General features: G+C 69.1%; 22 protein-coding genes and 1 riboswitch. Of the genes, 12 read left to right on the top strand and 10 right to left on the bottom strand.

Annotation, left to right across the window (positions count from 1 at the left end; genetic code table 11):
• Nucleotides 1-34: 34 nt before the first annotated feature.
• Nucleotides 35-391: a GroES family chaperonin gene (locus J8N05_RS11045; RefSeq protein ID WP_107015997.1), complete on the top strand. Its 357-nt coding sequence runs from the start codon at nt 35-37 to the stop codon at nt 389-391.
• Between the two features lie 66 nt (nt 392-457).
• Nucleotides 458-521: riboswitch (guanidine-III (ykkC-III) riboswitch) on the top strand.
• Between the two features lie 28 nt (nt 522-549).
• Entirely contained in the window at nt 550-870 is a 321-nt protein-coding gene (locus tag J8N05_RS11050; protein ID WP_210882271.1) for a DMT family transporter, read from the top strand.
• 32 nt (nt 871-902) lie between these two features.
• On the opposite strand, the gene J8N05_RS11055 is transcribed toward J8N05_RS11050, so the two are convergent.
• Entirely contained in the window at nt 903-3,569 is a 2,667-nt protein-coding gene (locus J8N05_RS11055; RefSeq protein WP_247706230.1) for a transglycosylase domain-containing protein, read from the bottom strand.
• Between the two features lie 168 nt (nt 3,570-3,737).
• Here J8N05_RS11055 and J8N05_RS11060 point away from each other — a divergent pair, with 168 nt between their 5' ends.
• From J8N05_RS11060 to J8N05_RS11075, 4 genes are read left to right on the top strand one after another with little or no spacing between them, the layout of a single operon-like run.
• Nucleotides 3,738-4,577, top strand: a complete 840-nt coding sequence (locus J8N05_RS11060) for an ABC transporter permease (protein WP_247706231.1) — start codon at nt 3,738-3,740, stop codon at nt 4,575-4,577.
• A 1-nt stretch (nt 4,578) separates the two neighbouring features.
• A complete protein-coding gene (locus J8N05_RS11065; RefSeq protein WP_383949454.1) occupies nt 4,579-5,490 on the top strand; it encodes an ABC transporter permease in 912 nt (303 codons plus the stop codon).
• 6 nt (nt 5,491-5,496) lie between these two features.
• Entirely contained in the window at nt 5,497-6,504 is a 1,008-nt protein-coding gene (locus J8N05_RS11070; protein WP_210882272.1) for an ABC transporter ATP-binding protein, read from the top strand.
• A 10-nt stretch (nt 6,505-6,514) separates the two neighbouring features.
• Nucleotides 6,515-7,258 (top strand): DUF1707 SHOCT-like domain-containing protein, encoded by a 744-nt coding sequence (locus tag J8N05_RS11075; protein ID WP_210882273.1) that lies wholly within the window; start codon nt 6,515-6,517, stop codon nt 7,256-7,258.
• A gap of 334 nt (nt 7,259-7,592) precedes the next feature.
• Here the strand turns inward: J8N05_RS11075 and J8N05_RS11080 are convergent, their stop codons facing one another.
• Entirely contained in the window at nt 7,593-8,915 is a 1,323-nt protein-coding gene (locus J8N05_RS11080; RefSeq protein ID WP_210882275.1) for an SGNH/GDSL hydrolase family protein, read from the bottom strand.
• Between the two features lie 217 nt (nt 8,916-9,132).
• Between J8N05_RS11080 and J8N05_RS11085 the strand changes: the two genes are divergently transcribed.
• From J8N05_RS11085 to J8N05_RS11095, 3 genes are all read left to right on the top strand, one after another.
• Entirely contained in the window at nt 9,133-10,593 is a 1,461-nt protein-coding gene (locus J8N05_RS11085; RefSeq protein WP_247706699.1) for a DUF445 domain-containing protein, read from the top strand.
• 329 nt (nt 10,594-10,922) lie between these two features.
• On the top strand, nt 10,923-12,389 hold the full coding sequence (locus tag J8N05_RS11090) for an MFS transporter (protein ID WP_210882277.1): 1,467 nt from the start codon (nt 10,923-10,925) through the stop codon (nt 12,387-12,389).
• 113 nt (nt 12,390-12,502) lie between these two features.
• Nucleotides 12,503-13,072 carry a hypothetical protein gene (locus J8N05_RS11095; protein ID WP_247706232.1) on the top strand — a complete coding sequence of 190 codons (570 nt, stop codon included), beginning with the start codon at nt 12,503-12,505 and terminating at the stop codon, nt 13,070-13,072.
• Nucleotides 13,073-13,075: 3 nt separating this feature from the next.
• On the opposite strand, the gene J8N05_RS11100 is transcribed toward J8N05_RS11095, so the two are convergent.
• A complete protein-coding gene (locus J8N05_RS11100) occupies nt 13,076-13,630 on the bottom strand; it encodes a protease (RefSeq protein ID WP_210882278.1) in 555 nt (184 codons plus the stop codon).
• A 164-nt stretch (nt 13,631-13,794) separates the two neighbouring features.
• Between J8N05_RS11100 and J8N05_RS11105 the strand changes: the two genes are divergently transcribed.
• Nucleotides 13,795-14,838 carry a GlxA family transcriptional regulator gene (locus J8N05_RS11105; protein WP_210882279.1) on the top strand — a complete coding sequence of 348 codons (1,044 nt, stop codon included), beginning with the start codon at nt 13,795-13,797 and terminating at the stop codon, nt 14,836-14,838.
• A 96-nt stretch (nt 14,839-14,934) separates the two neighbouring features.
• On the opposite strand, the gene J8N05_RS11110 is transcribed toward J8N05_RS11105, so the two are convergent.
• The 4 genes from J8N05_RS11110 to J8N05_RS11125 all read right to left on the bottom strand — a co-directional run bounded on the left by J8N05_RS11110 (nt 14,935) and on the right by J8N05_RS11125 (nt 18,770).
• A complete protein-coding gene (locus J8N05_RS11110; protein WP_210882280.1) occupies nt 14,935-15,237 on the bottom strand; it encodes a hypothetical protein in 303 nt (100 codons plus the stop codon).
• 140 nt (nt 15,238-15,377) lie between these two features.
• Nucleotides 15,378-16,232 (bottom strand): rhamnogalacturonan acetylesterase, encoded by an 855-nt coding sequence (locus J8N05_RS11115; RefSeq protein ID WP_210882281.1) that lies wholly within the window; start codon nt 16,230-16,232, stop codon nt 15,378-15,380.
• Between the two features lie 82 nt (nt 16,233-16,314).
• Nucleotides 16,315-17,031 carry a hypothetical protein gene (locus J8N05_RS11120; protein WP_210882283.1) on the bottom strand — a complete coding sequence of 239 codons (717 nt, stop codon included), beginning with the start codon at nt 17,029-17,031 and terminating at the stop codon, nt 16,315-16,317.
• Between the two features lie 827 nt (nt 17,032-17,858).
• Nucleotides 17,859-18,770: a radical SAM protein gene (locus J8N05_RS11125; protein ID WP_210882285.1), complete on the bottom strand. Its 912-nt coding sequence runs from the start codon at nt 18,768-18,770 to the stop codon at nt 17,859-17,861.
• A gap of 221 nt (nt 18,771-18,991) precedes the next feature.
• Here J8N05_RS11125 and J8N05_RS11130 point away from each other — a divergent pair, with 221 nt between their 5' ends.
• Entirely contained in the window at nt 18,992-20,221 is a 1,230-nt protein-coding gene (locus tag J8N05_RS11130) for a helix-turn-helix transcriptional regulator (RefSeq protein ID WP_210882286.1), read from the top strand.
• Here J8N05_RS11130 and J8N05_RS11135 read toward each other — a convergent pair.
• Both J8N05_RS11135 and J8N05_RS11140 read right to left on the bottom strand, forming a co-directional pair.
• The gene (locus J8N05_RS11135) at nt 20,205-20,399 is read right to left on the bottom strand and encodes a DUF397 domain-containing protein (protein WP_210882287.1); all 195 of its coding nucleotides are present in this window, start codon (nt 20,397-20,399) and stop codon (nt 20,205-20,207) included. The genes J8N05_RS11130 and J8N05_RS11135 overlap by 17 nt on opposite strands.
• On the bottom strand, nt 20,396-21,244 hold the full coding sequence (locus J8N05_RS11140) for a helix-turn-helix domain-containing protein (protein WP_210882289.1): 849 nt from the start codon (nt 21,242-21,244) through the stop codon (nt 20,396-20,398). The genes J8N05_RS11135 and J8N05_RS11140 overlap by 4 nt, the downstream gene beginning before the upstream one ends.
• Before the next feature lie 207 nt (nt 21,245-21,451).
• Here J8N05_RS11140 and J8N05_RS11145 point away from each other — a divergent pair, with 207 nt between their 5' ends.
• Nucleotides 21,452-21,940 carry an ATP-binding protein gene (locus tag J8N05_RS11145; protein ID WP_308286796.1) on the top strand — a complete coding sequence of 163 codons (489 nt, stop codon included), beginning with the start codon at nt 21,452-21,454 and terminating at the stop codon, nt 21,938-21,940.
• On the opposite strand, the gene J8N05_RS11150 is transcribed toward J8N05_RS11145, so the two are convergent.
• Nucleotides 21,919-23,181: an HNH endonuclease signature motif containing protein gene (locus J8N05_RS11150; protein ID WP_210882290.1), complete on the bottom strand. Its 1,263-nt coding sequence runs from the start codon at nt 23,179-23,181 to the stop codon at nt 21,919-21,921. The two genes, J8N05_RS11145 and J8N05_RS11150, sit on opposite strands and share 22 nt — an antisense overlap.
• Nucleotides 23,182-23,377 lie beyond the last annotated feature (196 nt).

The raw sequence follows: 23,377 nt of genomic DNA on the forward strand, positions 1-23,377 counted from the left end.
GTACGACCGGCGCGAAGGCAGGTAAATTCGGACCGTGAGCGCCAAGAGGACTGAGCCCAGCAGCCAGCACGACAAGCTGCCCATCCGGATGCTGCACGACCGTGTGCTCGTGCGGCAGGACGCCGCCGAGGGCGAGCGCCGGTCCGGTGGCGGCATCCTGATCCCCGCGACCGCCGCGGTGGGCCGGCGGCTCGCCTGGGCCGAGGTCGTGGCGGTCGGGCAGAACGTACGGACGGTGGAGCCGGGCGACCGGGTGCTGTACGACCCGGAGGACCGCGCCGAGGTCGAGGTGCGCGGAACCGCGTACGTGCTGATGCGCGAGCGGGATCTGCACGCCGTCGCCGCGGACCGGTTCGAGGGGTCCGAGGACTCCACCGGGCTCTATCTGTAAGGACGGCCGGGTCACGGAAACGTCGGAAGGGGCTGGTGACCATCGTCACCAGCCCCTTCTGCCTGCTCCTTGCTACCTTGGAAGCAACCCGACGAGACGCGCCGTACCGGGCAGGCAAAGACGACGCACCCCTGTTGATTCCTTCACGGAGGTGCCTCATGGCCTGGGTCCTGCTGATCGTCGCCGGTCTGCTCGAAGTCGGCTGGTCGGTCGGTATGAAGTACACCGACGGGTTCACGCGGCTCGTGCCCAGCGTGCTCACCGGTGCCGGCATCGTCGCCAGCATGCTGCTGCTGTCGTACGCGGCGAAGACGCTGCCCATCGGTACCGCGTACGGCGTCTGGGTGGGCATCGGCGCGGCCGGGGCGGCGGTGTACGGCATGGCGGTGCTCGGTGAACCGACGACCGCCGCCCGGATCTTCTTCGTCTGTCTGCTGCTGGTGGCCGTGGTCGGGCTGAAGGCGACCTCCGGCCACTAGCCTCCGCCCGACCCCCTCGTGGGACGCCGGGGCTACGGGAAGTCCCCGAACGTCGTCCCCGTGCTCCCGACCCCGCCGTCCCCGGTGGTGCCGCCCGTGCCGCCGTCCGTCGTCGCGCCGCCGTCCCCGGTGGTGCCGCCCGTGCCGCCGTCCGTGGTCGCGCCGCCGTCGGTCGTCGTGCCGCCGGTGCCGGTGGTACCGCCGCCCGTGGTGGTGCCACCGCCGTCGGTGGTCGTACCCCCGGTGTCGGTGGTGCCCCCGTCGTCGGTGGTGCCGCCGTTGTCCTGGCCCTGGGTGTCCGGGGTCTCCTCGCCTCCGGTGGTCGTACCGCCGTCGGTGGTGGTGCCGCCCGTGGTGGTCGCGTCCTCGTCGGGGTCGGCCGGCGGGAGCTCCTGCTCCTCGGCGCCGTCCTGGAGGTCCAGGTCGAAGTCCTTGACCGCGACCCCCTTCAGCGCGGCCTTCGTGTACTGGGCCCAGATCTGCGCCGGGTACCCGCCGCCGTTGATACGGGCCTGCCCGAGCGCCCCGTACAGCGACTTGTGCTCGCCGCTGTCGGGGTCCTGGCCCATCACGGCGACGACCGTGGCGAGGTTCGGGGTGTAGCCCGCGAACCAGGCCGCCTTGTCGTCCTCCGCGGTGCCCGTCTTGCCCGCCACGGGACGCCCGGCGGCCTGCGCGGCCGTACCGGTGCCGCCCTCGACGACGCTCTGCAGGATCGAGGTCGTCGTGTCGGCGGACTCCCGGCTGACGGCCTGCTCGGTCGCCTTGTCCGGCAGCTTCACGTCCTCGGAGCCGTCCTTGGTGACCTTCTCGATCATCGTGTACGTGCCGTGCTTGCCGTGGTTGGCGAGCGTCGCGTACGCCTCCGCCATGTCGAGGACGCTCGCGGTGGCTGTGCCGAGCGCGATGGACGGGGACGCGTTCAGGTCGGGGGTGTCGGCCGGGATGCCGAGGTCGACGGCGGTCTGCTCGACCTTCGCGGAGCCGACGTCCACGGCCATCTGCGCGTACACCGAGTTCACGGACTTGTCGGTGGCGGTACGGACCGGGATCTGGCCGTACGAGACCTGGTCCTCGTTCTCCGGGGCGTACGTGCCGCCGTCCCAGCCCTGCACGGGCCGCTTGTTCGTGCCGTCGTAGACGGTGTTCGGGGTGATCGTGCGGCCGTCCTGGGTGACCGAGTCGTTCTGCACGGCCGAGGTGAACACGAACGGCTTGAAGATGGAGCCGACCTGGTAGTCCCGGCGCGTGGCGTTGTTGTAGTACTGCTTCGTGTAGTCGATGCCGCCGTACATCGCGAGGACCTTGCCGGTCTTCGGGTCGATGGAGGCGCCGCCCGCGCGGACGTAGTTGTCGACCTTGCGGTTCTTCTTGTCGAGTTCGTCCATCACCTGGTCGTCGACGGCCTTCACGAAGGCGTCCTGCTTGGGCTTCTGCAGGGTGGTCGTGATGCGGTAGCCGCCCGCGTTCAGCGCGTCCTCGCCGAGGATCTTGTTGTCGGCGAGGTAGTCGTTGACGGCCTTGACGATGTAGCCGCGCTGGCCCGACATCCCGGCCGCGACCACCGTCTCCTTGGGCGCGGGGAACTCGACGTCGGCCCGCTCCGACGCGCTGATCCACTTCTTCTTGACCATGCCGTCGAGCACGTAGTTCCAGCGGGCCAGCGCGGCCGGCTTGTTCTCGGGGTGCGCGACCACGTCGTACTCGCTCGGCGCGTTCAGGAGCGCCGCCAGGTAGGCGCCCTGCCCGGCCGACAGGCCCTTGGCGTCGACGCCGTAGTAGGCCTGGGCCGCGGCCTGGATGCCGTACGCGTTGCGGCCGAAGTAGCTGGTGTTGAGGTAGCCCTCAAGGATGTCGTCCTTGCTCTTCTCCCGGTCCAGCTTGATGGAGATGAAGAACTCCTTCACCTTCCGCGTGACCGTCTGCTCCTGAGCCAGGTAGTAGTTCTTCACGTACTGCTGGGTGATCGTCGAGCCGGACTGCTTGCCCTTGCCGGTCGCGGTGTTCCAGCCGGCGCGGAGCATTGCCTTGGGGTCGACCGCGGACTCGGTGTAGAAGTCGCGGTCCTCGGCGGCGAGCACCGCGTGCTGGGCGTCCTTGGAGATCAGCGACAGGTCCACGTTCTCGCGGTTGACCTCGCCGTCGCGGGCGAGCTGGCTGCCGTCCGCGTACAGGTAGACGTTGCTCTGCTTGATCGCGGTCGCGTTCGCCGACGGGATCTTCACCAGGTAGTAGCCGAGCGCGAACGCGCCGACGAGCAGCAGGATCACGCCGACGAACGTGCCGAGCACCATCCGCCAGGTCGGGATCAGCCGCTTCCAGCCGGTGCGCTTGGGCCGCTTGGCCTTCTTGGCCTTCTTGGACTTACCGGGCTCGACGGGCTCGTCGGGCCGCTCACCGGGCGCGGCGTCCGCGTCGACGGACGCGGCCGTCAGCGCGACGGTCGCGTCGTCGCGCGGGCCCGGGCCGGCGGGGTCGTCCGGTGCGTCCCGGTCGTCAGGCGACCCGCCCGGTGCGGCCGGTGCGGCCGGCTCACTCGGCTTACCCGGCTTACCCGGCTCACTCGGCTTACCCGGTGTGCTCGACGCGCCCGACGCGCTCGACGCGCCCGGTGTGTCCGACGCGCCCGCCGGGGCGGAGTCGGGATCTCGTGGTGCCCAGCCCTCGCTCGGCTGCTGCGGCTGCGGCTGGTCGTTCATCTTGTGCCGTGCTCCCGTTTCACGTCGTACGTCTGGTACGCCCTCGTACGCCTGCTGCGCCCTCCCTTGAAGACTGTCCCATCCGGCGAATCGTTCCCAGTGTGTGGCACGCGTCCCAGGAGAAAATGCCTGGCACGCGGCGCCGACCCCGGACTAGGCTCCAGCGCTTTGGCTCAGAACGGCTGGAGAGGGTTCGTGGTGCGGGCGTGGAGGTTGTACTGGGCCGTCGCGGCGGGCGGGTTCCGGCGGTACGCGACCTATCGGGTGGCCACCGCCGCGGGCGTGTTCACCAACACGGTCTTCGGGCTGATCCTGGCGTACACGTACATCGCGCTGTGGGACGAGAGGCCCGGGCTCGGCGGGTACGACCAGGCCCAGGCGGTGACGTACGTGTGGGTGGGGCAGGGGCTGCTGGCGGTGGTCGCGGTGATGGGCGGCGGCTTCGAGGACGAGCTGATCGAGAGAATCCGTACGGGTGACATCGCGATCGACCTCTACCGGCCCGCGGACCTCCAGGCGTGGTGGCTGGCGGCGGACGCGGGACGGGCCGCGTTCCAGCTGCTGGGGCGCGGGGTGGTGCCGATGGTGTTCGGCGGGCTCGTGTTCCAGCTCGCGCTGCCGGCGGACGCCGGGACCTGGCTGGCGTTCCTCGTCGCCGTGGCGCTGGGGGTCCTGGTGAGTTACGCGATCCGCTACCTCGTGGCGCTGGCGGCTTTCTGGTTCATGGACGGGGCGGGGGTGCAGCAACTGGCCGTCCTGGCGGGACTGTTCTTCTCCGGGATGACCCTGCCGCTGAACGTCTTCCCGGGCGCGCTCGGCGAACTGGCCCGCGTACTGCCCTGGTCCGCGCTGATCCAGGCCCCGGCGGACGTGCTGCTGGGCGAGCGCACGGGTCTCGCGCTGCTGCGGACGTACGCCTTCCAGGCCGCCTGGGCCGTCGGGCTGCTGGCGCTGGGCCGTCTGGTCCAGTCGGCGGCGACACGGAGGGTGGTGGTCCAGGGTGGCTGACCTGAGGGAGAAGACCGGCTCCGGCGGCGGTACCGGCTCGGGCAGCGGTACGGGCTCCGGCCCCGGGCCCGACAACGGCTTCGGGTCCGCGCCGACGTACGCATCGCGGCTGGTGGACGGGTTGCGGGCCTACCGGCTGATCGCCTGGATGTGGATCCGCTCGACGATGGCGTACCGCGCGTCCTTCGCGATGACCCTCTTCGGCAACTTCGCCGGGACCGTGCTCGACTTCGTCGCGATCCTGCTGATGTTCTCGCGCGTCGACCAGCTCGGCGGCTACTCGCTCGGCGAGGTCGCGTTCCTGTACGGGCTGTCCACCGCGGCGTTCGGCGTCGCCGACCTGACGCTCGGCTCGATGGACCGGCTCGGGCAGCGGGTGCGGGACGGCACGCTCGACACCCTGCTCGTACGCCCCGCGCCGGTGCTCGCGCAGGTCGCCGCCGACCGGTTCGCGCTGCGGCGGCTGGGCCGGATCACCCAGGGGCTGCTGGTCCTCGGGTACGCGCTCGCCGTGGTCGACATCGACTGGACCCCGGCGAAGGTGCTGCTGATGCCGGTGATGGTGGTCAGCGGGGCCGCCATCTTCTCGTCGGTGTTCGTGGCGGGCGGGGCCTTCCAGTTCGTGGCGCAGGACGCGTCCCAGGTGCAGAACTCGTTCACGTACGGCGGCACCACGCTGCTGCAGTATCCGCCGACCGTCTTCGCGAAGGACCTGGTGCGCGGGGTGACCTTCGTGCTGCCGCTGGCCTTCGTCAACTGGCTGCCCGCGCTGTACGTGCTCGGGCTGCCGTATCCGCTCGACCTGCCGCAGTGGACGGCGTTCCTGCCGCCACTCGTGGCCCTCGCCTGCTGCGGGCTCTCGGGGCTCGCATGGCGGGCGGGCCTTCGTTCGTACCGCAGCACGGGGAGTTGACCGCACATGAAATCCACTCACGCGGACACCGGCGTGACCGACTCGGACCCGGACTCCGACTTCATCAGCCTCGACGGCGTGGAGAAGGTCTTCGACGTACGCAAGAAGACCGGCTTCCTGCGCAGCGAGCGGCGGCAGGTGCGGGCGGTCGACTCGATCTCCTTCACCGTGTCGCGCGGTGAGATGGTCGGCTACATCGGGCCGAACGGCGCGGGGAAGTCCACCACCATCAAGATGCTCACCGGCATCCTCACACCCAGCGGCGGGCGCCTGCGCGTCGCGGGCATCGACCCCTCCCGTGAACGCACCCGGCTCGCGCAGCGCATCGGCGTGGTCTTCGGGCAGCGGACCACCCTGTGGTGGGACCTCCCGCTCATCGACTCGTACCGGCTGATGCACCGCATGTACCGGATTCCCGACGCCCGGTACGCGGAGAACCTCGACCGGTGCGTCGAACTCCTCGAACTGGGCGAACTGCTGGACGTGCCCGTACGGCAGCTCTCGCTCGGGCAGCGGATGCGCGGGGACATCGCGGCGGCGCTGCTGCACGACCCCGAGGTGCTGTACCTGGACGAGCCGACGATCGGGCTCGACGTGGTCAGCAAGGTGCGGGTGCGGGAATTCCTGCGGAACCTCAACGCGGAGCGCGGCACGACCGTGCTTCTCACGACCCACGACCTCTCCGACATCGAGCAGTTGTGCCGGCGGGTGATGGTCATCGACCACGGACGCCTGATGTACGACGGTGCGCTGACCGGGCTGCACGAGATCGGCGAGAGCGAGCGGACCCTGGTCGTGGACCTGGAGCGCGAACTCCCGCCCATCGACGTGGAGTCGGCGCGGGTGGTGAAGGTCGAGGGGCCCCGGCAGTGGCTCGCCTTCCCGGCGGCGCAGTCGGCGGCGCCGCTGGTGGCGCGGATCGCGGCGGAGTATCCGCTGGTCGACCTGTCGGTGCGGGAACCCGACATCGAGGCGGTCATCAGCCGCATGTACGCGGGGAAGGCAACCTCGTAGGCTGCTGTCCATGACGGACGAACTCCCGGCCGAACCTTCCGCCTCACTCCCCGAGTTGCGCGCCTCCGACGCCGACCGCGAACAGGTCGCCGAAGTGCTGAGGGACGCCCTCGCCGAGGGCCGCCTGGACATGGCGGAGTTCGAGGAGCGGCTGGACGCCACGTACAAGGCGCGTACGTACGGGGAGTTGGAGCCGATCACCCGGGATCTGCCCGCGGCGGGCGTCCCGGCCCCCGCTCCCGCCGTGTCGATGGTCAAGCGGCCCGCGGGCGCCGTCGGTACGGGGAACTGGTCGAGCCGGATCGTCGGTGGTGAGGGCACGTCCCGGTGGGGCGTCGCGGTCATGTCGGGGTTCGAGCGCAGGGGGCGCTGGACCGTGCCGAAACGGTTCAACTGCTTCGCGTTCTGGGGCGGTGGAGTCGTGGACCTGCGCGAGGCGAACTTCGCGGACGGCGAGGTCGTGGTCAATTGCGTCGCCGTCATGGGCGGGTTGAACGTCGTGGTCCCGCCGGGGGTCGAGGTCGTGGTCCGCGGGATCGGGATCATGGGCGGGTTCGACCACGGCCAGGAGGGCGTGGCGGGGGCGCCGGGCGCTCCGCGGGTCGTCGTGACCGGGTTCGCGTTCTGGGGCGGGGTGGGGGTGGAGCGGAAGCTTTCGAAGGCTGAGCGGCTTCGCCTCCGGGAGGAGCGGCGGCGGGAGAAGCTTGAACGCAAGGCCGCGCGGCGGGACGAACTGGAGGCGGGCCTGGACTGAGAGTGGGTGCCCCCTCATGGCCCCCTTCGCTTCCGCGGGTTGTTCGTCGTCTGCGGGTGCGTCGTGGCTGGCCGCGCAGTTCCCCGCGCCCCTAAAAGCCAAAAGACTGCGCAGTTCCCCGCGCCCCTAGGAGGGGCTGCGCCCCTTCAGGGGCGCGGGGAACGGCGCGAGCAACCCCCACCGACCCGCAGTCGAAGCCTTTAAGGGGCGCGGGGAACTGCGCGGCCCACCCCCACCGGCCCGCGGCCGAAGCACAAGCTTTCAAGGGGCGCGGGGAACTGCGCGATCAGCCCCCACCGGGGCGCGGTCTACGTACAAGCCCCGCCCGGCAGGGCTAAAGCTGGGCCGGGGCCGAGCCCTTCAGTGTGTTGACGTCGAAGATCTCCGCCATGCGCTTGTAGCCCCGGTCGCTCGGGTGCAGATGATCCCCCGAGTCGTAGTCGGACCGCAGCCGCCGAGGGTTGTACGGATCACGCAACGCCTCGTCGAAGTCGGCGTAGTCGTCGAAGACCTTCCCCGCCCGGATCTGCGCGTTGACCGCCTGCCGCGTGTCCTCCAGATGCGCCCGGTACCCCCGATGCCCCTGGAACGGCATGAGCGTGGCCCCCACGACCCGCAGCCCCCGCGCATGCGCCTGCCGCTTCAGTTCACGCAACCCCGCGGTGATCCGGTTCGCGTCGGTCTGGTTGGGCGTCCGCAGGATGTCGTTGACGCCGAGGGCGATCACGACCGCCTTGACGTTGGTGCGGCCGAGCACGTCACGGTCGAAGCGGGTCAGCCCGCTCGGGTTCTCGGCGGGCCGCCCGAGCCCGCTCGCCAGGACGCGGTTGCCGCTGATCCCCTGGTTGACCACGCTGTAGCGGGGCCCGTCCGAGCCGTCCGCGTGCAGTCGCTCGCCGAGGACGTCGGTCCAGCGCCGGTTCTCGCCCACGGTGGAGGTCACGCCGTCGGTGAGCGAGTCGCCGATGACGACGACCGTGCCCTGCGACTCGTTGCTCAGCACGTCCAGCGCGGTCAGATACCGCCAGTAGGGCGTCTGCCCGGTGTACGCGACCCCGCTGACGTCCTCCGTACGGTCGCCCTCCGCGGTGTACGAGATCTGCCGCGCCTGCGGGTGGTAGGTGACGGGTCCGGACGGGGTCGGCGAGTACGTGGTCACCAGCACGTCGCTGCCGTGCGGGACCAGCAGCCGTACGGCGTCGCTGACGACCTGCTGCCCGGCGGGCACCACCACCGAGGGACGGCCCCCGAAGGTGAGGCGCCGCATGGTGTCGGCGGCGGCGGTGGCGTTGTTCGCGGTGGCCGCGACGGCGACCGAGGCGTGCGTGATGTTCAGCGGCTGCTGCCCGTAGAGGTTGGACAGGGTGATCCGGGCCGCGGTGCCGCCGACGCCGACGTGCACCACGTTGCGTACGGAGCGGCCCGCCATGCCGTTCGCCTCGGTGCCCGGCTCCGATCCGGCGGGGGACGCCGACCAGGCGCCCACCCAGGTGCCGACGGACGCGGGGGCCGCCGAGTTGTGCGGGGTCCGGCCACCGACGACCGCGGTGGTCTCCCCGCCGTCGTCGGCGGCGACTCCGACGTATATGGCGGTCGAAATGGCGACGATCACAGCGACGATCGCGGCCAGCAAGGCATAACCGTGACGCTTGGTCATGCGGTGCGTATCTCCTCGGAAAAGTGGGAGCCCGGAGCTCCGGTGTGATGACCCCATGATGAGGCATGGCGTGGGAGGAACCCGACAGGACCCCTCGGGACACCCCAGGACGCCGGTGTCCCGGTGAAATCCCCCGCCCGGACAGACGCGGGGAACTCCTGTTCCGTTCCAGGAGTCGGTCAGGTTGGAACAATGCGTTATGGGGGACCGGGAACGGATGGAGCGGATGGAACGAACGAAAGAGGACGAAACAGGGGAAACGGGTCCGGAAGGGCAGCCTTCCCGCGCCGACGGTGTGGCGAACCCCACGAACCCCGCGAGCGCCATCGGGACCGAGGGGTCCGCCCCGGGAGCCGCGGGAGCCGCGGGAGCCACGGGAGCCGCAGGGCCCGACCGTGCCGCGCCGAACCGGGCGATGAACTCGTTCAGCCCCGCCGACGAGGAGAAGTTCCGCGGTGTCCGCCGCATGAAACTCATGGCGACCGGACTGCTGCTGTTCGTCGCTCTCGTCTACGTACTCGCCAAGTGGGCCGGGAACTCCGGCGCGGGCGCCTGGACGGGTTACGTGGCCGCCGCCGCCGAGGCCGGCATGGTGGGCGCGCTCGCCGACTGGTTCGCCGTCACCGCACTGTTCCGGCGGCCGATGGGCCTGCCCATCCCGCACACCGCGATCATCCCGACCAAGAAGGACCAGCTCGGCGTGTCGCTGGGCGAGTTCGTGGGCGAGAACTTCCTCTCGCAGGACGTCGTACGGCAGCGGCTGCGCGCCGTCGGCATCGGCAGCCGGCTCGGTACCTGGCTGGCCCTGCCCGAGCACGCCGACCGGGTGACCGACGAGCTGGCCACCGCGCTCAGGGGAGCCCTCGCGGTGCTCCGCGACTCGGACGTGCAGGCCGTCGTCGGCGAGGCCATCAACCGGCGGGCCGACGCCCAGGAGATCGCCCCCGGCATAGGGAAGACGCTGGAGAAGGTCGTCGCGGACGGCGGCCACCGGCGGGTCGTCGACCTGATCTGCGTACGCGCCCACGACTGGCTCGTCCTCCACAACGACCAGGTGATGGACGCCGTACAGGGCGGCGCCCCCGGCTGGACCCCGCGGTTCGTCGACAAGCGGGTCGGGGAGCGCGTCTACAAGGAGCTGCTGCGGTTCGTCACCGAGATGCGCGACATGCCGGCCCATCCGGCGCGGGGCGCCCTCGACCGGTTCCTCACCGACTTCGCCTCCGACCTGCAGTCCGACACGGACACGCGGGCGCGGGTGGAGAACCTCAAGCGCGAGGTCCTCGGCCGGGGCGAGGTCCAGGACCTGATCGCGTCCGCCTGGTCCTCCGTACGGCAGATGATCGTGTCCGCGGCAGAGGACGAGCGCAGTGAGCTGCGCCTGCGGGTGCGGGCGTCGCTGCTGTCGCTCGGGACGCGGATGGCGACCGACGCGCGGCTGCAGGGCAAGGTCGACGGGTGGGTCGAGGGGGCGGCGGTGTACGTCGTGACGACGTACCGGGACGAGATCACCTCGCTCATCACCGAGACGGTCGCCGGGTGGGACGCGGAGCATACGTCTCGGAAGATCGAGGCGCACATCGGGCGGGATCTGCAGTTCATCCGGATCAACGGCACGGTTGTCGGCTCGCTGGCGGGCCTGCTCATCTATGCGGTGTCCAAGGCGCTGGGGGCGTGACGGGTTCGCTTCCGCGGGTTGTTCGTCGTCCGCGGGTGCGTCGTGGCTGGTCGCGCAGTTCCCCGCGCCCCTAAAGGCAAAAGATTGCGCCGTTCCCCGCGCCCCTTTGGAGGGGCTGCGCCCCTTTAGGGGCGCGGGGAACGGCGCGGGCAACCCCCACCGACCCGCGGCCGAAGCACAAGCTTTTAAGGGGCGCGGGGAACTGCGCGAACGGCCCCCACCGGCCCGCAGCCGACGCGCAACCCGCAGAGCGCCCCCCACCGGTCAGGTGAGAGCTCCGTGGATCGGGGAACTCGGGGAGATGTTCCCGAGCCGCAAGGAGGGGTGCCATGGCCGTCACCGATGCAGGGTCCGCGGAAACCGGAGCCGTCACCACCGCCGTGCCCGCCCGACTGGACCGCCTGCCCTGGTCCCGCTGGCACTGGACCATCGTCATCGGGCTCGGCACGGTCTGGATCCTGGACGGCCTCGAAGTCACCGTCGTCGGCAACATCGCCGGCCGGCTCTCCGAGGAAGGCAGCGGACTGCCCATCTCGGCCGCCCAGGTCACCGGCATCGCCGCCGCCCTGTACGTGGCCGGAGCCTGCGCGGGCGCCCTGTTCTTCGGCCGGCTGACGGACAAGTTCGGCCGCCGCAAGCTGTTCATGGTCACCCTGGCCGTCTATCTCGCGGCCACCGCCATGACGGCGCTCTCCTTCTCCACCTGGTGGTTCCTCCTCTTCCGTTTCTTCACCGGCTTCGGCATCGGCGGCGAGTACGCGGCCATCAACTCGGCGATCGACGAACTGATCCCCTCGAAGTACCGCGGCCGCGTCGACCTGATCATCAACGGCAGTTTCTGGCTGGGCGCGATCGCCGGCTCGCTCCTGTCGATCGTCGCGCTGAACACGGACCTGTTCGCGATGAACGTCGGCTGGCGGCTCACCTTCCTCCTCGGTGTCGTCCTCGGCCTGGTGATCCTGCTCGTCCGCCGCAACGTCCCCGAAAGCCCGCGATGGCTGTTCATCCACGGCAAGGGCGACGAGGCGGAACGCCTGGTCACCGAGGCCGAGCGGCAGATCCAGGAGGAGACCGGCCGCGACCTGCCACCGCCCGCGGGCGAGATCACCATCCACCAGCGCAAGAGCATCGGCTTCGGCATGATCGCCCGTACGGTCTTCACGACGTACCGCAAGCGCGCCGTCCTCGGCCTCTCCCTCTTCATCGGGCAGGCGTTCCTCTACAACGCGATCACCTTCGGCTTCGGCGCGATCCTCACCAAGTTCTTCGACGTCCCCACCGGCAACACCGGTTACTACTTCGCCGTCATCGCGGTCGGCAACTTCCTCGGCCCGCTGCTCCTCGGCAAGTTCTTCGACACCGTGGGCCGCCGGATCATGATCTCGTCCACGTATCTGCTCTCCGGCATCCTGCTCTTCGGCACGGCCTGGCTCTTCGACCGGGGCTCGCTGACCGCGACCACCCTGACCGCCTGCTGGTGCGTGGTCCTGTTCTTCGCCTCGGCGGGCGCGAGCAGCGCGTATCTGACGGTCTCCGAGATCTTCCCGATGGAGACCCGCGCGATGGCCATCGCCTTCTTCTACGCCGTCGGCACCGCGGCGGGCGGTATCAGCGGCCCGCTGATCTTCTCGGAGCTGACCAGCACGGGGGTCGTCGGCGACACGGTCCTCGCCTTCCAGATCGGCGCCGGGCTGATGTGCGCGGCGGGCCTCGTCGCGGCACTGCTCGCGGTACGGGCGGAGGGCCGTTCCCTGGAGGACATCGCCAGCCCCCTGTCGACGGCGGAAGCCTCCTAGCCGCCGGGCGGCGGGGGGAGGGGGCGGTTGAGGAGCGGGACTCAGAGGAACCGGCGGGAACTGAGTACGCGTACTCTGTCGGCCCTGTGTACGGCAGAGGGACCTTTGTTCCCATGACCGAGAAGCTGCTGGGCCCGCTGTCGAAGCGCCCCTGGACGGAACGCTGGCCGACCCGCCTGCTGGGTGCCGCCCTGTCCTCGGCGGCGTACCTCCTCTGCCTCCCCCGGGATCTGCGCGACCACCCGGCGTCGCCCGGTTCGACCACGGAGGCGACGCCGGTGACCGTCGTCGGAGTCGTGGCCCTGGCCGTGCTGCTGCTCCTGCTGGCCGTCTACTTCGGCCACCGTGACGCCCTCGCCTGGCCCCTGCTGCTGGTGGCGGTGCCGCCGGCCGCGCTCATGTACCTCTCGTTCCACACACACCCGGAGCCGCCCGAACCGGCCGAGGTGCCCGGCTGGCCGTGGCAGCTGATCTGGGCGTCGTCCACACTCGTCATCGCCGCGGGCGTGCTCGTCGCGACGTCCGTGGGCCGGCGGCTCAGGGCGGACGCGGAGGAGTCGCTGGACGGACTGGTGTCCGCCCACGAGTCCCGGCCGCAGTCCCAGTCCCAGTACCAGTACCAGCCCCGGACTCAGGCTCAGGCTCATCCCCGGCCCAGGCCCCGGCACCAGCAGCGGGTGTGAGCGTCAGGCGCCCGTCGTGGACCCGGGCCGCACGATCATGAGGATCGTGACGGTGGCCCAGAGCAGATTGAAGATGCCGGTGAACATGGCGAGCCGGACCGTCACCCGGGGGTCCACGGCGACCACGACGGACGCGGCGGACGCCGTGGACGCGCCGGCGGCGGACGTGCCCGCCGCGCCGGGCACTTCCGCCGCCTCGGGTGCCTTCGCGGCCCCCGCCTCCACCGCTTCGATGATCTCCTCCTGGCGCGGCAGCACCAGCGCCAGCAGGACGGCCGCCGCGATCCCGGTCAGGACCATCGAGACGATCAGCCAGGTGTCGTAGAGCACGCCCATGCTGAGAGCCGTGGCCATGCCGAGGACGGGAACGGCGATGCCCAGGCCCGCGTACACCCGGCAGATCCGGTGCAGCAGGCGCACGGTCTCCGTGGCCCGTGGATCGTCCGGCTCGGCGAGGGCCCGCCGGGCGCTGGGCGGGAACATGCTGGCCGCGACGGTGACGGGACCGACGGCGACGATCGCGACGAGGACATGGAGGACGAGGAGGAACTTGGTCACGAGGGGACGGTAGGCGGCGTACCGGATCTTCGGGAAGTGGCGGTATCGCCAGCCTTCAACGGATTCTCGCCAGCCGTGGCGCAGCCCTGCATGCGCGCCGCACAGGGGCTCTGGCTCCCTGACCGCCGCTTGGCCGGAATCCGTGGCCTGCCTATGCTTTTGCCATGCACACCGTGGCCGTACTGGCGCTCGACCAGGTCATCCCGTTCGATCTGTCCGCCCCGATCGACACCTTCAACTGGGCCCGGCTGCCCGACGGCCGCGCGCCCTACCGGATCAAGGTCTGCTCGCCGGCCGGGGAGGTGAGCGCGGGGGCGTTCACCGTGCGGGCGCCGTACGGGCTTGAGGCGCTGGCCGAGGCGGACACGATCATCGTGCCCGGCACCACGGACCCGACCTCCCCGCTGCCGCCCGGGGTCGCCGAGGCCCTGCGCGCGGCGGCGGCGAACGGTACGCGCATCGCCTCGATCTGCGTCGGCGCGTTCATCTTCGCCGCCACCGGGCTGCTCGACGGGCAGCGGGCGACCACGCACTGGATCGCCGCAGCGGACCTGGCGGCGATGCACCCGGAGGTGGCGGTCGACCCCAACGTCCTCTACGTCGACAACGGCCAGTTCCTCACCTCGGCGGGCGCCGCCGCGGCGATGGACATGTGCCTGCACATGATCCGCAAGGACTACGGCTCGGCCGTCGCCGCCCACGCGGCCCGGATGTCCGTCATGCCGCTCGAACGGGAGGGCGGGCAGGCCCAGTTCATCGTCCACACCCAGCCCCCGGCCCCGGCGGGCACGACGATGGAACCCCTGCTGAACTGGCTGGAGGAGAACGCCGGCCGCGATCTGACGCTGGACGACATCGCCACCCGGGCGGGCACCAGCGCCCGTACGCTCAACCGCCGTTTCCGCGAACAGACTGGCACGACGCCGCTGCAGTGGCTGCACCGGGCGCGGGTGCGCAGGGCCCAGCACCTCCTGGAGAACACGTCCCACCCCGTCGAACGGATCGCGGTGCAGGCGGGGTTCGGTTCGCCGACGGCCTTCCGGGACCGGTTCAAGAGGGTGGTGGGGACGAGCCCGCAGGCGTACCGGAGGGCGTTCCGGGGAGCGCCGGAGGGCGCGGAGACCGGCTCCGGCCCGCTGACGGACACCGTTCTCGCCGGGCCGACGGACTCCCCTCACGCCCGGCTGAGCGGGGCCCGGCAGGGCTGAACCGGGGTGGGTGGCGCGGCGGCGGGGCCGGGTCCCAGCCCCGCGGGTCGGCCCGCAGGTCGACCGCGCAGATCAGCCCGCGATTCAGCCCGCAGTTCAGCTCCGCCGGTCGGCCACGGCCCACGACGCCAGGGCGACGGCCCCGGCCGCCCCGAACACCGCGGGCCACGCCCCGACCTTCTTGGCGAGCGGATGAGATCCGGCGAAGGCGGCCACATACGCGGCGGTCAGCGCCCCGGCGGCCCGCCCGCCGGCCTGCTGCCGCCACTGCTGGGCGGCGGCTGCCCCGGCGGCGGCGAGCACGACCCCGCCGAGCTGCCGCTTGCGGGTCCAGCGGGCGACCCCGTACCCGCCGATGAGCCCACTCGCGGCCACCACCGCGGCCGGTACCTTCGCCATCACTGCCTCCTGCTGCTGTCGCGTCCGACGGTCGAGTCCCGACGTGGCCACGTCCGGCGGTCACGTCCGAGGCGGCCACGTCCGCCGGTCAGCCGAGACTAGCCCGCCGGTCCGTCGCCCCGCCCACTCGCCCACTCGCCCTATCGGGCGAGGCCCGGGACCACCTCTCCCGACAGCGGCAGCCCCAGCCCCGCCACCGCGCGGGCGACGAGGCGGGCCATCTCGACGGCGCCGCGCTCCTGGAAGTGGGTGTTGTCCTGCACCCCGTTCGGGAAGTTCGGGTACTGCCCGGCGGTCAGCCACAGGAAGATCCCCTTGGAGGCCTCGACGCCGATCCCGTCGAGATAGGCGCGGCTGGACGCCGAGAGGTCGACCAGTGGAGCGCCCTCCTCCTGCGCGACCGCCTTCGCGGCATCCACGTACGCGGGGAAGGAGACGTTGAACTTCCCGGTGGTCGCGTCGTACGAACGCCGCGAGACGGGCGTCACGACGACGGGTGTCGCGCCGCGCGCCCGGGTGCCGCGGATGTAGTCGTTGCGCAGGTACTCCTTGTAGTCGGCGGGGGAGGTGTACCGCTCCGCGTTGCCCACGGTGGCGTCGTTGTGCCCGAACTGCACGAAGAGATAGTCGCCGGCCTTGATCACCTGATGGATCGCGGCCAGCCGCCCCTGCTCGATGAAGGAACGCGAACTGCGCCCGCCGATGGCACGGTTGGCGACGGTGATGTTCGACGTGAAGTACGAGGACAGCTTCTGGCCCCAGCCGGCCTGGGGGTAGTAGCCGGAGCTGTAGGTCTGGGCGGTGGAGTCACTGGCGATGTAGAGGGTCCCGGTCGCCGCGGCGGCGGCGTGCGCGGCCCCGGGCAGCCCCAGCACCCCGAGGGCCCCACCACCGACGACCCCGGCAGAACCGACCAGGAACCGCCGACGACTGCCTACCTGGCCACGGCCACTACCACTGCTGTTGCTACTGCGTCTGCTGCTGTTGCGGCTCATCTGACCTTCCCTGTAAGGGAGATGGGGGGATGTCAGAGAGGGGTGGCAGCAGACGAGGGAAAGGTTGCCGTCGCTCGGCTGCTCACTGCTGGGCGTCCGCCAGCCAGGTACGCCAGACAATGGGGCTGTTCGGCACGTCGGGCCGATCGAGAAGCCACAGCACGTACCCGGCGTGCAACCGGGCCCACGGATTCTCCGAACGCCGGGCCGCCTCCAGCCGCACGCGCAGCGGAGGCCCGTCGACGACCCGGGCCACGCGCACGTACTCGCGGTCCTTGCAGCGATAGGCCCGCCGCACGACGATCTCCACCAGGTCGATCAACTTGGTCCGGGCCACCGGATCCCGCCCGACGGAGTCCACGGCCAGCTCCCGGATGAGCTTCTCCTTCGTCCCCCACTCCTTGGCGGCGAGGGTCCACTCGTCCGGATACCGGGCCTCCCACTCCAGGAAGAGCAGGGCGTAGGGCAGCCCCGGCCACTCGGCGATGTCGTCGTGATCCAGGCTGTTCCACACACCGTCGGGCAGCGAACGGGCCGCGGCCCGCAACCGCTCCTCCCAGGCCGACCGCAGAGCCGGAACCTCGTACGGCTCCTCCACCCCCTCTTCCTGCAGCGACATCAACGTCGTGTTGAAGCGCGCCACAGCCTCCTCCGCCGTCTTCTGGGCGGAGGCCAAGTGATCGAGTGCGACGGCCCGCTCGGCAGGATTCTTCGAAATCAGTCCGTACGCCCAGGCCAACCGCTCGTCCCACGCCAGGGCGTCGTCCATGTCCGCCCCGCGCCCTTTCTCATGCCCCATGTGCCCCATGGGACAGATCATCCCCGAGCGGACCGGACACCACCCCTCCGGGCACCAATACCGAGAGGGAACGAAAAGGAAAGGCGGCGGATCAGACGCGGGTCGAGGGGCCCAACATCCCCCCACGCGGCCACCCCACCGAAAGCCGCTAACCCAACCCGGCGTGCTGGCGAGACGCGACCGCGAACCCCGCCCCACAGCCCAACCAACCCGCTCGCATCCCACCCAGCGGGCCCCCGCTTTTCCGGGCCGCGCGCTCGCTTCTCACCCGTGCTGGAGCGGGCCGAGTCAAGGGTGAAGCGAAGCGCAATCGCCGCAGGCGACGGCCGCAGGCCGCCCTTTACACGGCCCGTGGAGGCACGACACTGCCAAGAAGCGCGCGGCCTAAGAGCCACTTCGCAGGCGGGTCCCACCGAAACCCACCTACGGCCACCCCGGACTCAGGGGTGGCCGTAGGCACGGGGGTCAGTGGCCGGTAGGAACAGTGGCGCTCTGTTTCCTCAACTCAGCCAATCGCCGCTGATACAGAGGTCCGGCAGCGAATGCGCCTCGTGCCTCACTCGGAGTGGACAACTCCATGAGGTGATGAGCTACGGCCTTGAGGTGCGCAGACCAGGCCAGCACATGCTGTTGAGCGGTCCGCCCACATTCCTGCGGTTCACCGGGAAGGCACAACGGAAGCTGTGGCCCCAACTTGTTTGCCGCATGCCGGACGTAACGCGCAATCGAGGCCCATTCCTCGTCGGTCCGCTGTACGGCGTTGTTGCCGCCCTCCCGGCCCCACGGCCCGAAGTCGTCTCCGTGGTCGTCCATGTGCGGGCTCCTGATCATCGCAACGGATTGGCCGGTACGCCGATCGTAGCGACGCCGTCCGTTTCCCTGGGGTCACAGTGCCCGACTGAGGGAACACATGGACCACACGGGCCGCACATGGGCAAGAACTGAGGCGGAGTACAGGACTGCGCACCTTCCCCGTGGATGGCAGTGATGTCCGAGAGAACCGCTGTCATTCGTTCTCCACCCCAAATCTCGGGGAGAGGAGCACTCAGTACGTTTCCGATGGTGAGGAACCGGCCCAGGACACACGGCCACACGTCACCGGTCGGACCGATTGCGCATTTCTCGTGAGCGCAGTGACCGCACAGATCGCTGATCGTCGGGGCAGCACCCTTACTCGCCCGTCCGAATGCCCGGGTCTTGTCACCGCCCACCATGCCCACGCCGAGCATCGTCAGGTCTCTTGCCGCCTCACGGACGCGTTGGCCTTCCCGGACCGCAACGACTCCGCCACGAAGAGGGATGTCGAGGCTCAGCGCCTTTTCCACGTTCGTCCGCGTTCGCCTGTGTGAACCCCTGAGCCGGGTCACCGAGTCGTGCTCCTCCGCTGTGTCGGAGTAGTACGACGTGGCGAGTTTGACCCCGCATTCCTTGAACGTCTCCCACAGCTCGTCCCGGATGTGCGTCATGTTGGAGAACACCTCGACGGAGAGTCCTGAGCCATGAGCGTGCCGAATCAAAGCCGGAAGGCCCGGATGCAGGGTTGGTTCGCCACCGATGAACTGAACATCGAGTGCTCCGAGGTCCGCGAGTTGGTCAATGACGTGCGACCAGTCCTGAACGCTCAGGGCGCCGTGCGTCCCTTTGGGCGAAGAGTCCGCATAGCAGTGATCGCAGAACTCATTGCACAGTCCCGTGACCTCCAACCATGCAAACTTGAGTGCATTTTGGGCAGCGCTCATTACAGGACTCCTTGCGGGGGTCGTCTCGTGATTCAGGAGGCCGGGGCGACGATGGCAGGTGGGCGGTCCGGTGACATCAGCACCCGGGCCTACAGCGCGAAGGTTCCTGTTGCGGCCCTCACCCCGGCATTTCGTCGGCTCGGCTCTGGAGCAAGCGTCTTCTACGCGTCGATCAGCGACTAGTGGCCCCGTGTAGGCCGGCTGTCGGCCAGAATCGGCACATGGGCAGCAGCATCGGGGCCAACATTCGGCACCTACGCGAACAGCGGGGGTGGAGTCAGGCACGGCTGGCGCGTGAGGTTTGTCAGGCAGCGCGGGTATGCGGCGAACCAGTCGGACGGCAAGAGGTCAGCCGGTGGGAGACCGGCAAGCGCACGCCTCGCGAATGGTTGCCGTTCCTCGCCACCGCGCTGGGCGTGAACGTGGACGCTCTCGGTGCCCTTCAGAAACCGACTGAGCCTGCCGTACCGACTCTCGCTGAATTCCTGCCCGAAGGGGACCCGCTGAGTCCGTTGGAATACGGTACGGGGCGACGCATCGGAATGGGCACCGTCAACGAGTTGCAACAGCGGGTGCACGGGCTCAGGCTTGCTGATGATGTGCTCGCGGGGGGAGACCTGATCCGGCCCGCACTCAGAGACTTGAGACGTACGGTGAAGCTGTACCGGGAAAGCTCACACACCGGTGAGGTAGGGCAGCAACTTCTCCGTCAAATCGGTGAGTTGGCACAGATCGCGGGGTGGATCGCCAGCGATGCCGGGCAGCACGAGGAGGCAGAGCGGATCTACCGGCTGGGGATCAGTGCTGCGCACCAAGCCGAAGACCACACACTTTCGGGGAATCTCGCCGGATCACTCGCCTACCAGATGAGCAACACAGGGCGAGAGACCGAAGGGCTGGCGCTGGCCCGTGCTGCCCTAAACGACGCTGGCGCCGAAGCACCCCCGAAAGCTCGTGCACTGTACCTGGACCGTGTGGCATGGGCTCACACGAAGTCCGGGGGCGCAGCCGACGAACAACAAGCCATGCGCGCATTGGGAGAGGCCGAACAGGCGCTCAGCGAGGACGACGAGGGAATCGAGTCACCCGTCTACCTGTATTGGGTGGACGCCGGTGAACTCAAGGTGATGGAATCACGCGTTTACACAGAGCTTCACCGGCCCTTACGTGCTGTGCCGCTGCTCCGGAAAGTCCTTGGCGGCTACGACGCGACACACGCCCGGGAGATGGCTCTGTACTTGTCCTGGCTCGCCGTCGCCCTGGCTGACGCCAACGAACCGGAAGAGGCAGCAGCCGTAGCCGAGCGTGTCATCTCCCTTGGTTCCGACACATCGTCAAAGAGAGTGATGGAACGGCTGCGCGTCATTCTCGGTCGGTTGCGGGATTTCGCGGACGTGCCGGCAGTCGCTGCCCTGTTGGCCGAGCACCAGCGGTCTACAAATCCCGTATGAAGGCACGCCAAGCGTGAACACGCACGGAGAGTATGGGTCCTTCGGCCTTCTTGGAGTCGCGCACGAGGGCTGTGTCGACGGCGTGGGCGCACTCGACACACTCACCGCCCGCGCCGTTGCTGTAGGAGGACTTGAACCACGACGAGGGAGCGTCGGTGGCAGGCCGTGCAATCTTCATCCTGCGTAATCCTTAAGGACGGACTCGATCAGCTGGGTAGAGCGCTGAGGACTCAAGGCGGCGGCCCGCAATCCATCGAACGCCCTGACGTACTCACGCACATGATGCTCCCCTTCGAGGTAGACGGCATCGGTGATGCCGTCCCGGTACACGATGTCCGGATCCTCCTGGTCGGGGAAGCCGAGCATGGTGAACGATCCGGTGGCCGGGTAGGTGCCGGAATCGAACGGTAGGACTTGCAGAGTGACACTCGGCAACGCGGCTGCCGTCAGTACGCGTTCGAGCTGTTCTTTCATCAATGCCCGTTCGCCGATGACATTCCTGAGGGATGCCTCGTTCACCACGAACCAGGCGTCCGGGGCTCCGGGGCGCGTCAGCAGGGTTTGGCGCTCCATGCGTACGCGCACGGCCCGTTCGATGTCCTGGGCCGGCAGATGGGCCCCCGTCGTGTGTAGTTCGCCCGCGTATGCCGGAGTCTGCATGAGCCCGGGGAGCAGCTCGCACTGGTACTGGCGGAACGTGGAGGCCTCCTGCTCCAGGCCGATGTAGATGGAGAACCACTGGGGCACTCCTGTGCCGTGCTCCTGCCACCAGCCGCGTGTCTTGGCCTGCCGCGCAAGGGACTTCAGGAACTCCCGCAACTCGTCATCGGTCTCGTAGTAGCGGCACAGCGCATCGATGTCGGACGGCTGGACCCTGCCGCTCCCCGTCTCCATCCGATTGACCTTGGAGCCGCTCCAGTCCAAGGCCGCGCCCACTTGCGCACAGGTGAGGGCATTGGCCTCGCGCAACTTCTTCAGCTCGATCGAGAGGCGACGACGACGTGCCGTCGGTGAACCCGCCATTCCCAGGACCCTTCGCAGTAACCGGCGTTCAGTCTCGTGCCAAGAGGCTTGCTTGCCAATCACTCGGAAGTGGGAATCCCGCCGTGCACATTGCATTTCGGGATACGCAGGCGTCATTCTGACGATCGACGCCACTCACTGTGCGTGTTTGATCGACTCCATAAGGCAGTGAAGTGACGGTGCCGACGGAGTCTGAGAGGGGAGCCTGTGATCGAGGACTCGTGCACGTCCCAGAAGTTGTGGGACTTGGCTTTCATGGCAGAGCCGGAGGAGGTGGCCGCCCTGCGCCGTTTCACGGGGTTGCACCTGGAAGCATGGGGACTGGGGCAACTGATCGACGAGGCTCAACTGTGTGTGAGCGAGCTCGTGGCGAACGTCATCACACACGTCGGGCCCGGCACACCGGCCAGACTCGTGATCTCGGTGAGCGGCACGCATGTGCGCATCGAGGTCCACGACCCCGACACCCGCGCCCTCCCTATTCTGCTCGACGCGACGTCGGACGCCGAGAATGGCCGGGGGATGGCTCTGGTCGGGGCGATCACCGCTCGCTGGGGCGTCCAACTTCTTGCCGATCGGAAGGTGACGTGGTGCGAACTGGAGGCGGGCCTCCCTACAGCTCATGGGAATCAGGGAGGTGCCCAAGCGTCGAAGCAGCATGCCCCGTGGAGCTGCTACCCCTGCAAGAAAGCCTGATGGCGGTTACGAGCAACCACCAGCAACTTCTTCTGCAGCGCGACGCGCTCTTTTCCTCGTGTTTTGAGGGCGTGGCAGTTCGGACACAAGGCGATCATGACTTCGGGGATGTCTTGCCCCGTGCGGGCCAAGCCGTTGACGTGATCGACCTCCAGGAGGGGCGCGTCAGCGTCCGTACGCTCAAGCGGATGCCCCATGCAGGAGGGGTTTTCACAGCGGTTTTCACTGCGGAGGATCACGGCTTCACGAGCAGCAGGTGAGCGCAGGTAACGTTCCACCCGACTTAGCTTCGAGCTGCGCGTTCGGTTAGCTGCCGTCCGGCGAGCAGCTGCCGTCAGCTTCTTGTACTTCTGCCGAGCGTTGGTTCGCAGCGACTCCGCGGGCAGGTCCACTTCCATGGGGATCACGTCGACAGAGTCGTCGTGGAGCTGACCGTCATCCTGGTTCAGAGCTTCGGCGACCTCGTCAAGCCAGGTGTCGGGCGCCGGTGACGGAACTGGTGCCAGTATCCAAACGAACTCGCGTCGGGGTTGTTTGTCTTGGCCGTGGCCCCAGCGGCGACGGCGTTGAACGATGACGGCCCAAGTCTCGAACGTCCAGTGGCCGCCGTGCGGTTTGTGCCAATACCGCAAGGCCTTCCGTTGTTCCTGGTGCCGCGCCATGGTGCGGTTGCCCCCGGAGAGCGTTTGGTCGCCAGACAGGCCATCGCCTGTGTAAGCGATCCAGTCCATCCCAGGGATGCGCTTATCGTCGTACGGGCCCTTGTCGTCCGAGTAGACGCTGAGGAGGCCGTCCGCGAGCGGCGTGATCCCTCCTACACGATTTCCGCCGTAGACGTCGGCTATGGCGCCGCGATGCCGATACGGCTCCCCGGGAAGAGGTTGCAGGTGGGCGGTGATCTCGCCTGCCATCAACTCCTGCAGTTCTAGAGCCTCTAGTAGCCGCGGGGGCGTGGGGTTGAAGAACCGTACGAGCAGGGTGCCGACAGCTCGTGCCGCTAGTTCAAAGTCTCCACTCAGCCGGTCGTAGTCCTCCTCCGGCAGCCCAGCAAGCGGGTCGGTTTCGTCCAGCGCGGACAATGTGGGGCGTCGCCCTTGGCTCGTGAGGGAGAGGTCGGCGGGATCCGTCACTTCCCACAACTTGTCCCGCTGCAAAGCCCAGAAGGGATACAACGCAGCCTGCTGGCCGTCAGCCGAACCGGCGAACTCGCTGAGCAGCGGCCCCACGGCATCCTTGACCACCGACCAAGGTTGCGCACGCGGACGGCCGTGTGCGGCTTGGGCGATGGCCCACAGGAGCAGCAACGGACGATGCAGCGGTTGACCTGTAGTTCGCTGAGCAGGACGTAGCTTGCCTATCCGCTCGATCAAGTCTCGTGCGTCGGCCACTTCAGCACTCCAGCCCTCTAGCGTCACTAGTAGGACTATCTGACCAGAC

This window comes from Streptomyces liliiviolaceus, assembly GCF_018070025.1.
GTDB lineage: Bacteria > Actinomycetota > Actinomycetes > Streptomycetales > Streptomycetaceae > Streptomyces > Streptomyces liliiviolaceus.

What these genes read in the sequence shown, in the direction of transcription:
- J8N05_RS11050 (WP_210882271.1), top strand. Translation starts at nt 550, where the DNA reads ATGGCCTGGGTCCTGCTGATCGTCGCCGGTCTGCTCGAAGTCGGCTGG.
- J8N05_RS11055 (WP_247706230.1), bottom strand. Translation starts at nt 3,569, where the DNA reads ATGAACGACCAGCCGCAGCCGCAGCAGCCGAGCGAGGGCTGGGCACCA.
- J8N05_RS11070 (WP_210882272.1), top strand. Translation starts at nt 5,497, where the DNA reads ATGAAATCCACTCACGCGGACACCGGCGTGACCGACTCGGACCCGGAC.
- J8N05_RS11075 (WP_210882273.1), top strand. Translation starts at nt 6,515, where the DNA reads ATGACGGACGAACTCCCGGCCGAACCTTCCGCCTCACTCCCCGAGTTG.
- J8N05_RS11080 (WP_210882275.1), bottom strand. Translation starts at nt 8,915, where the DNA reads ATGACCAAGCGTCACGGTTATGCCTTGCTGGCCGCGATCGTCGCTGTG.
- J8N05_RS11085 (WP_247706699.1), top strand. Translation starts at nt 9,133, where the DNA reads ATGGAGCGGATGGAACGAACGAAAGAGGACGAAACAGGGGAAACGGGT.
- J8N05_RS11090 (WP_210882277.1), top strand. Translation starts at nt 10,923, where the DNA reads ATGGCCGTCACCGATGCAGGGTCCGCGGAAACCGGAGCCGTCACCACC.
- J8N05_RS11095 (WP_247706232.1), top strand. Translation starts at nt 12,503, where the DNA reads ATGACCGAGAAGCTGCTGGGCCCGCTGTCGAAGCGCCCCTGGACGGAA.
- J8N05_RS11105 (WP_210882279.1), top strand. Translation starts at nt 13,795, where the DNA reads ATGCACACCGTGGCCGTACTGGCGCTCGACCAGGTCATCCCGTTCGAT.
- J8N05_RS11110 (WP_210882280.1), bottom strand. Translation starts at nt 15,237, where the DNA reads ATGGCGAAGGTACCGGCCGCGGTGGTGGCCGCGAGTGGGCTCATCGGC.
- J8N05_RS11115 (WP_210882281.1), bottom strand. Translation starts at nt 16,232, where the DNA reads ATGAGCCGCAACAGCAGCAGACGCAGTAGCAACAGCAGTGGTAGTGGC.
- J8N05_RS11120 (WP_210882283.1), bottom strand. Translation starts at nt 17,031, where the DNA reads ATGGGGCATGAGAAAGGGCGCGGGGCGGACATGGACGACGCCCTGGCG.
- J8N05_RS11125 (WP_210882285.1), bottom strand. Translation starts at nt 18,770, where the DNA reads ATGAGCGCTGCCCAAAATGCACTCAAGTTTGCATGGTTGGAGGTCACG.
- J8N05_RS11130 (WP_210882286.1), top strand. Translation starts at nt 18,992, where the DNA reads ATGGGCAGCAGCATCGGGGCCAACATTCGGCACCTACGCGAACAGCGG.
- J8N05_RS11135 (WP_210882287.1), bottom strand. Translation starts at nt 20,399, where the DNA reads ATGAAGATTGCACGGCCTGCCACCGACGCTCCCTCGTCGTGGTTCAAG.
- J8N05_RS11140 (WP_210882289.1), bottom strand. Translation starts at nt 21,244, where the DNA reads ATGGCGGGTTCACCGACGGCACGTCGTCGTCGCCTCTCGATCGAGCTG.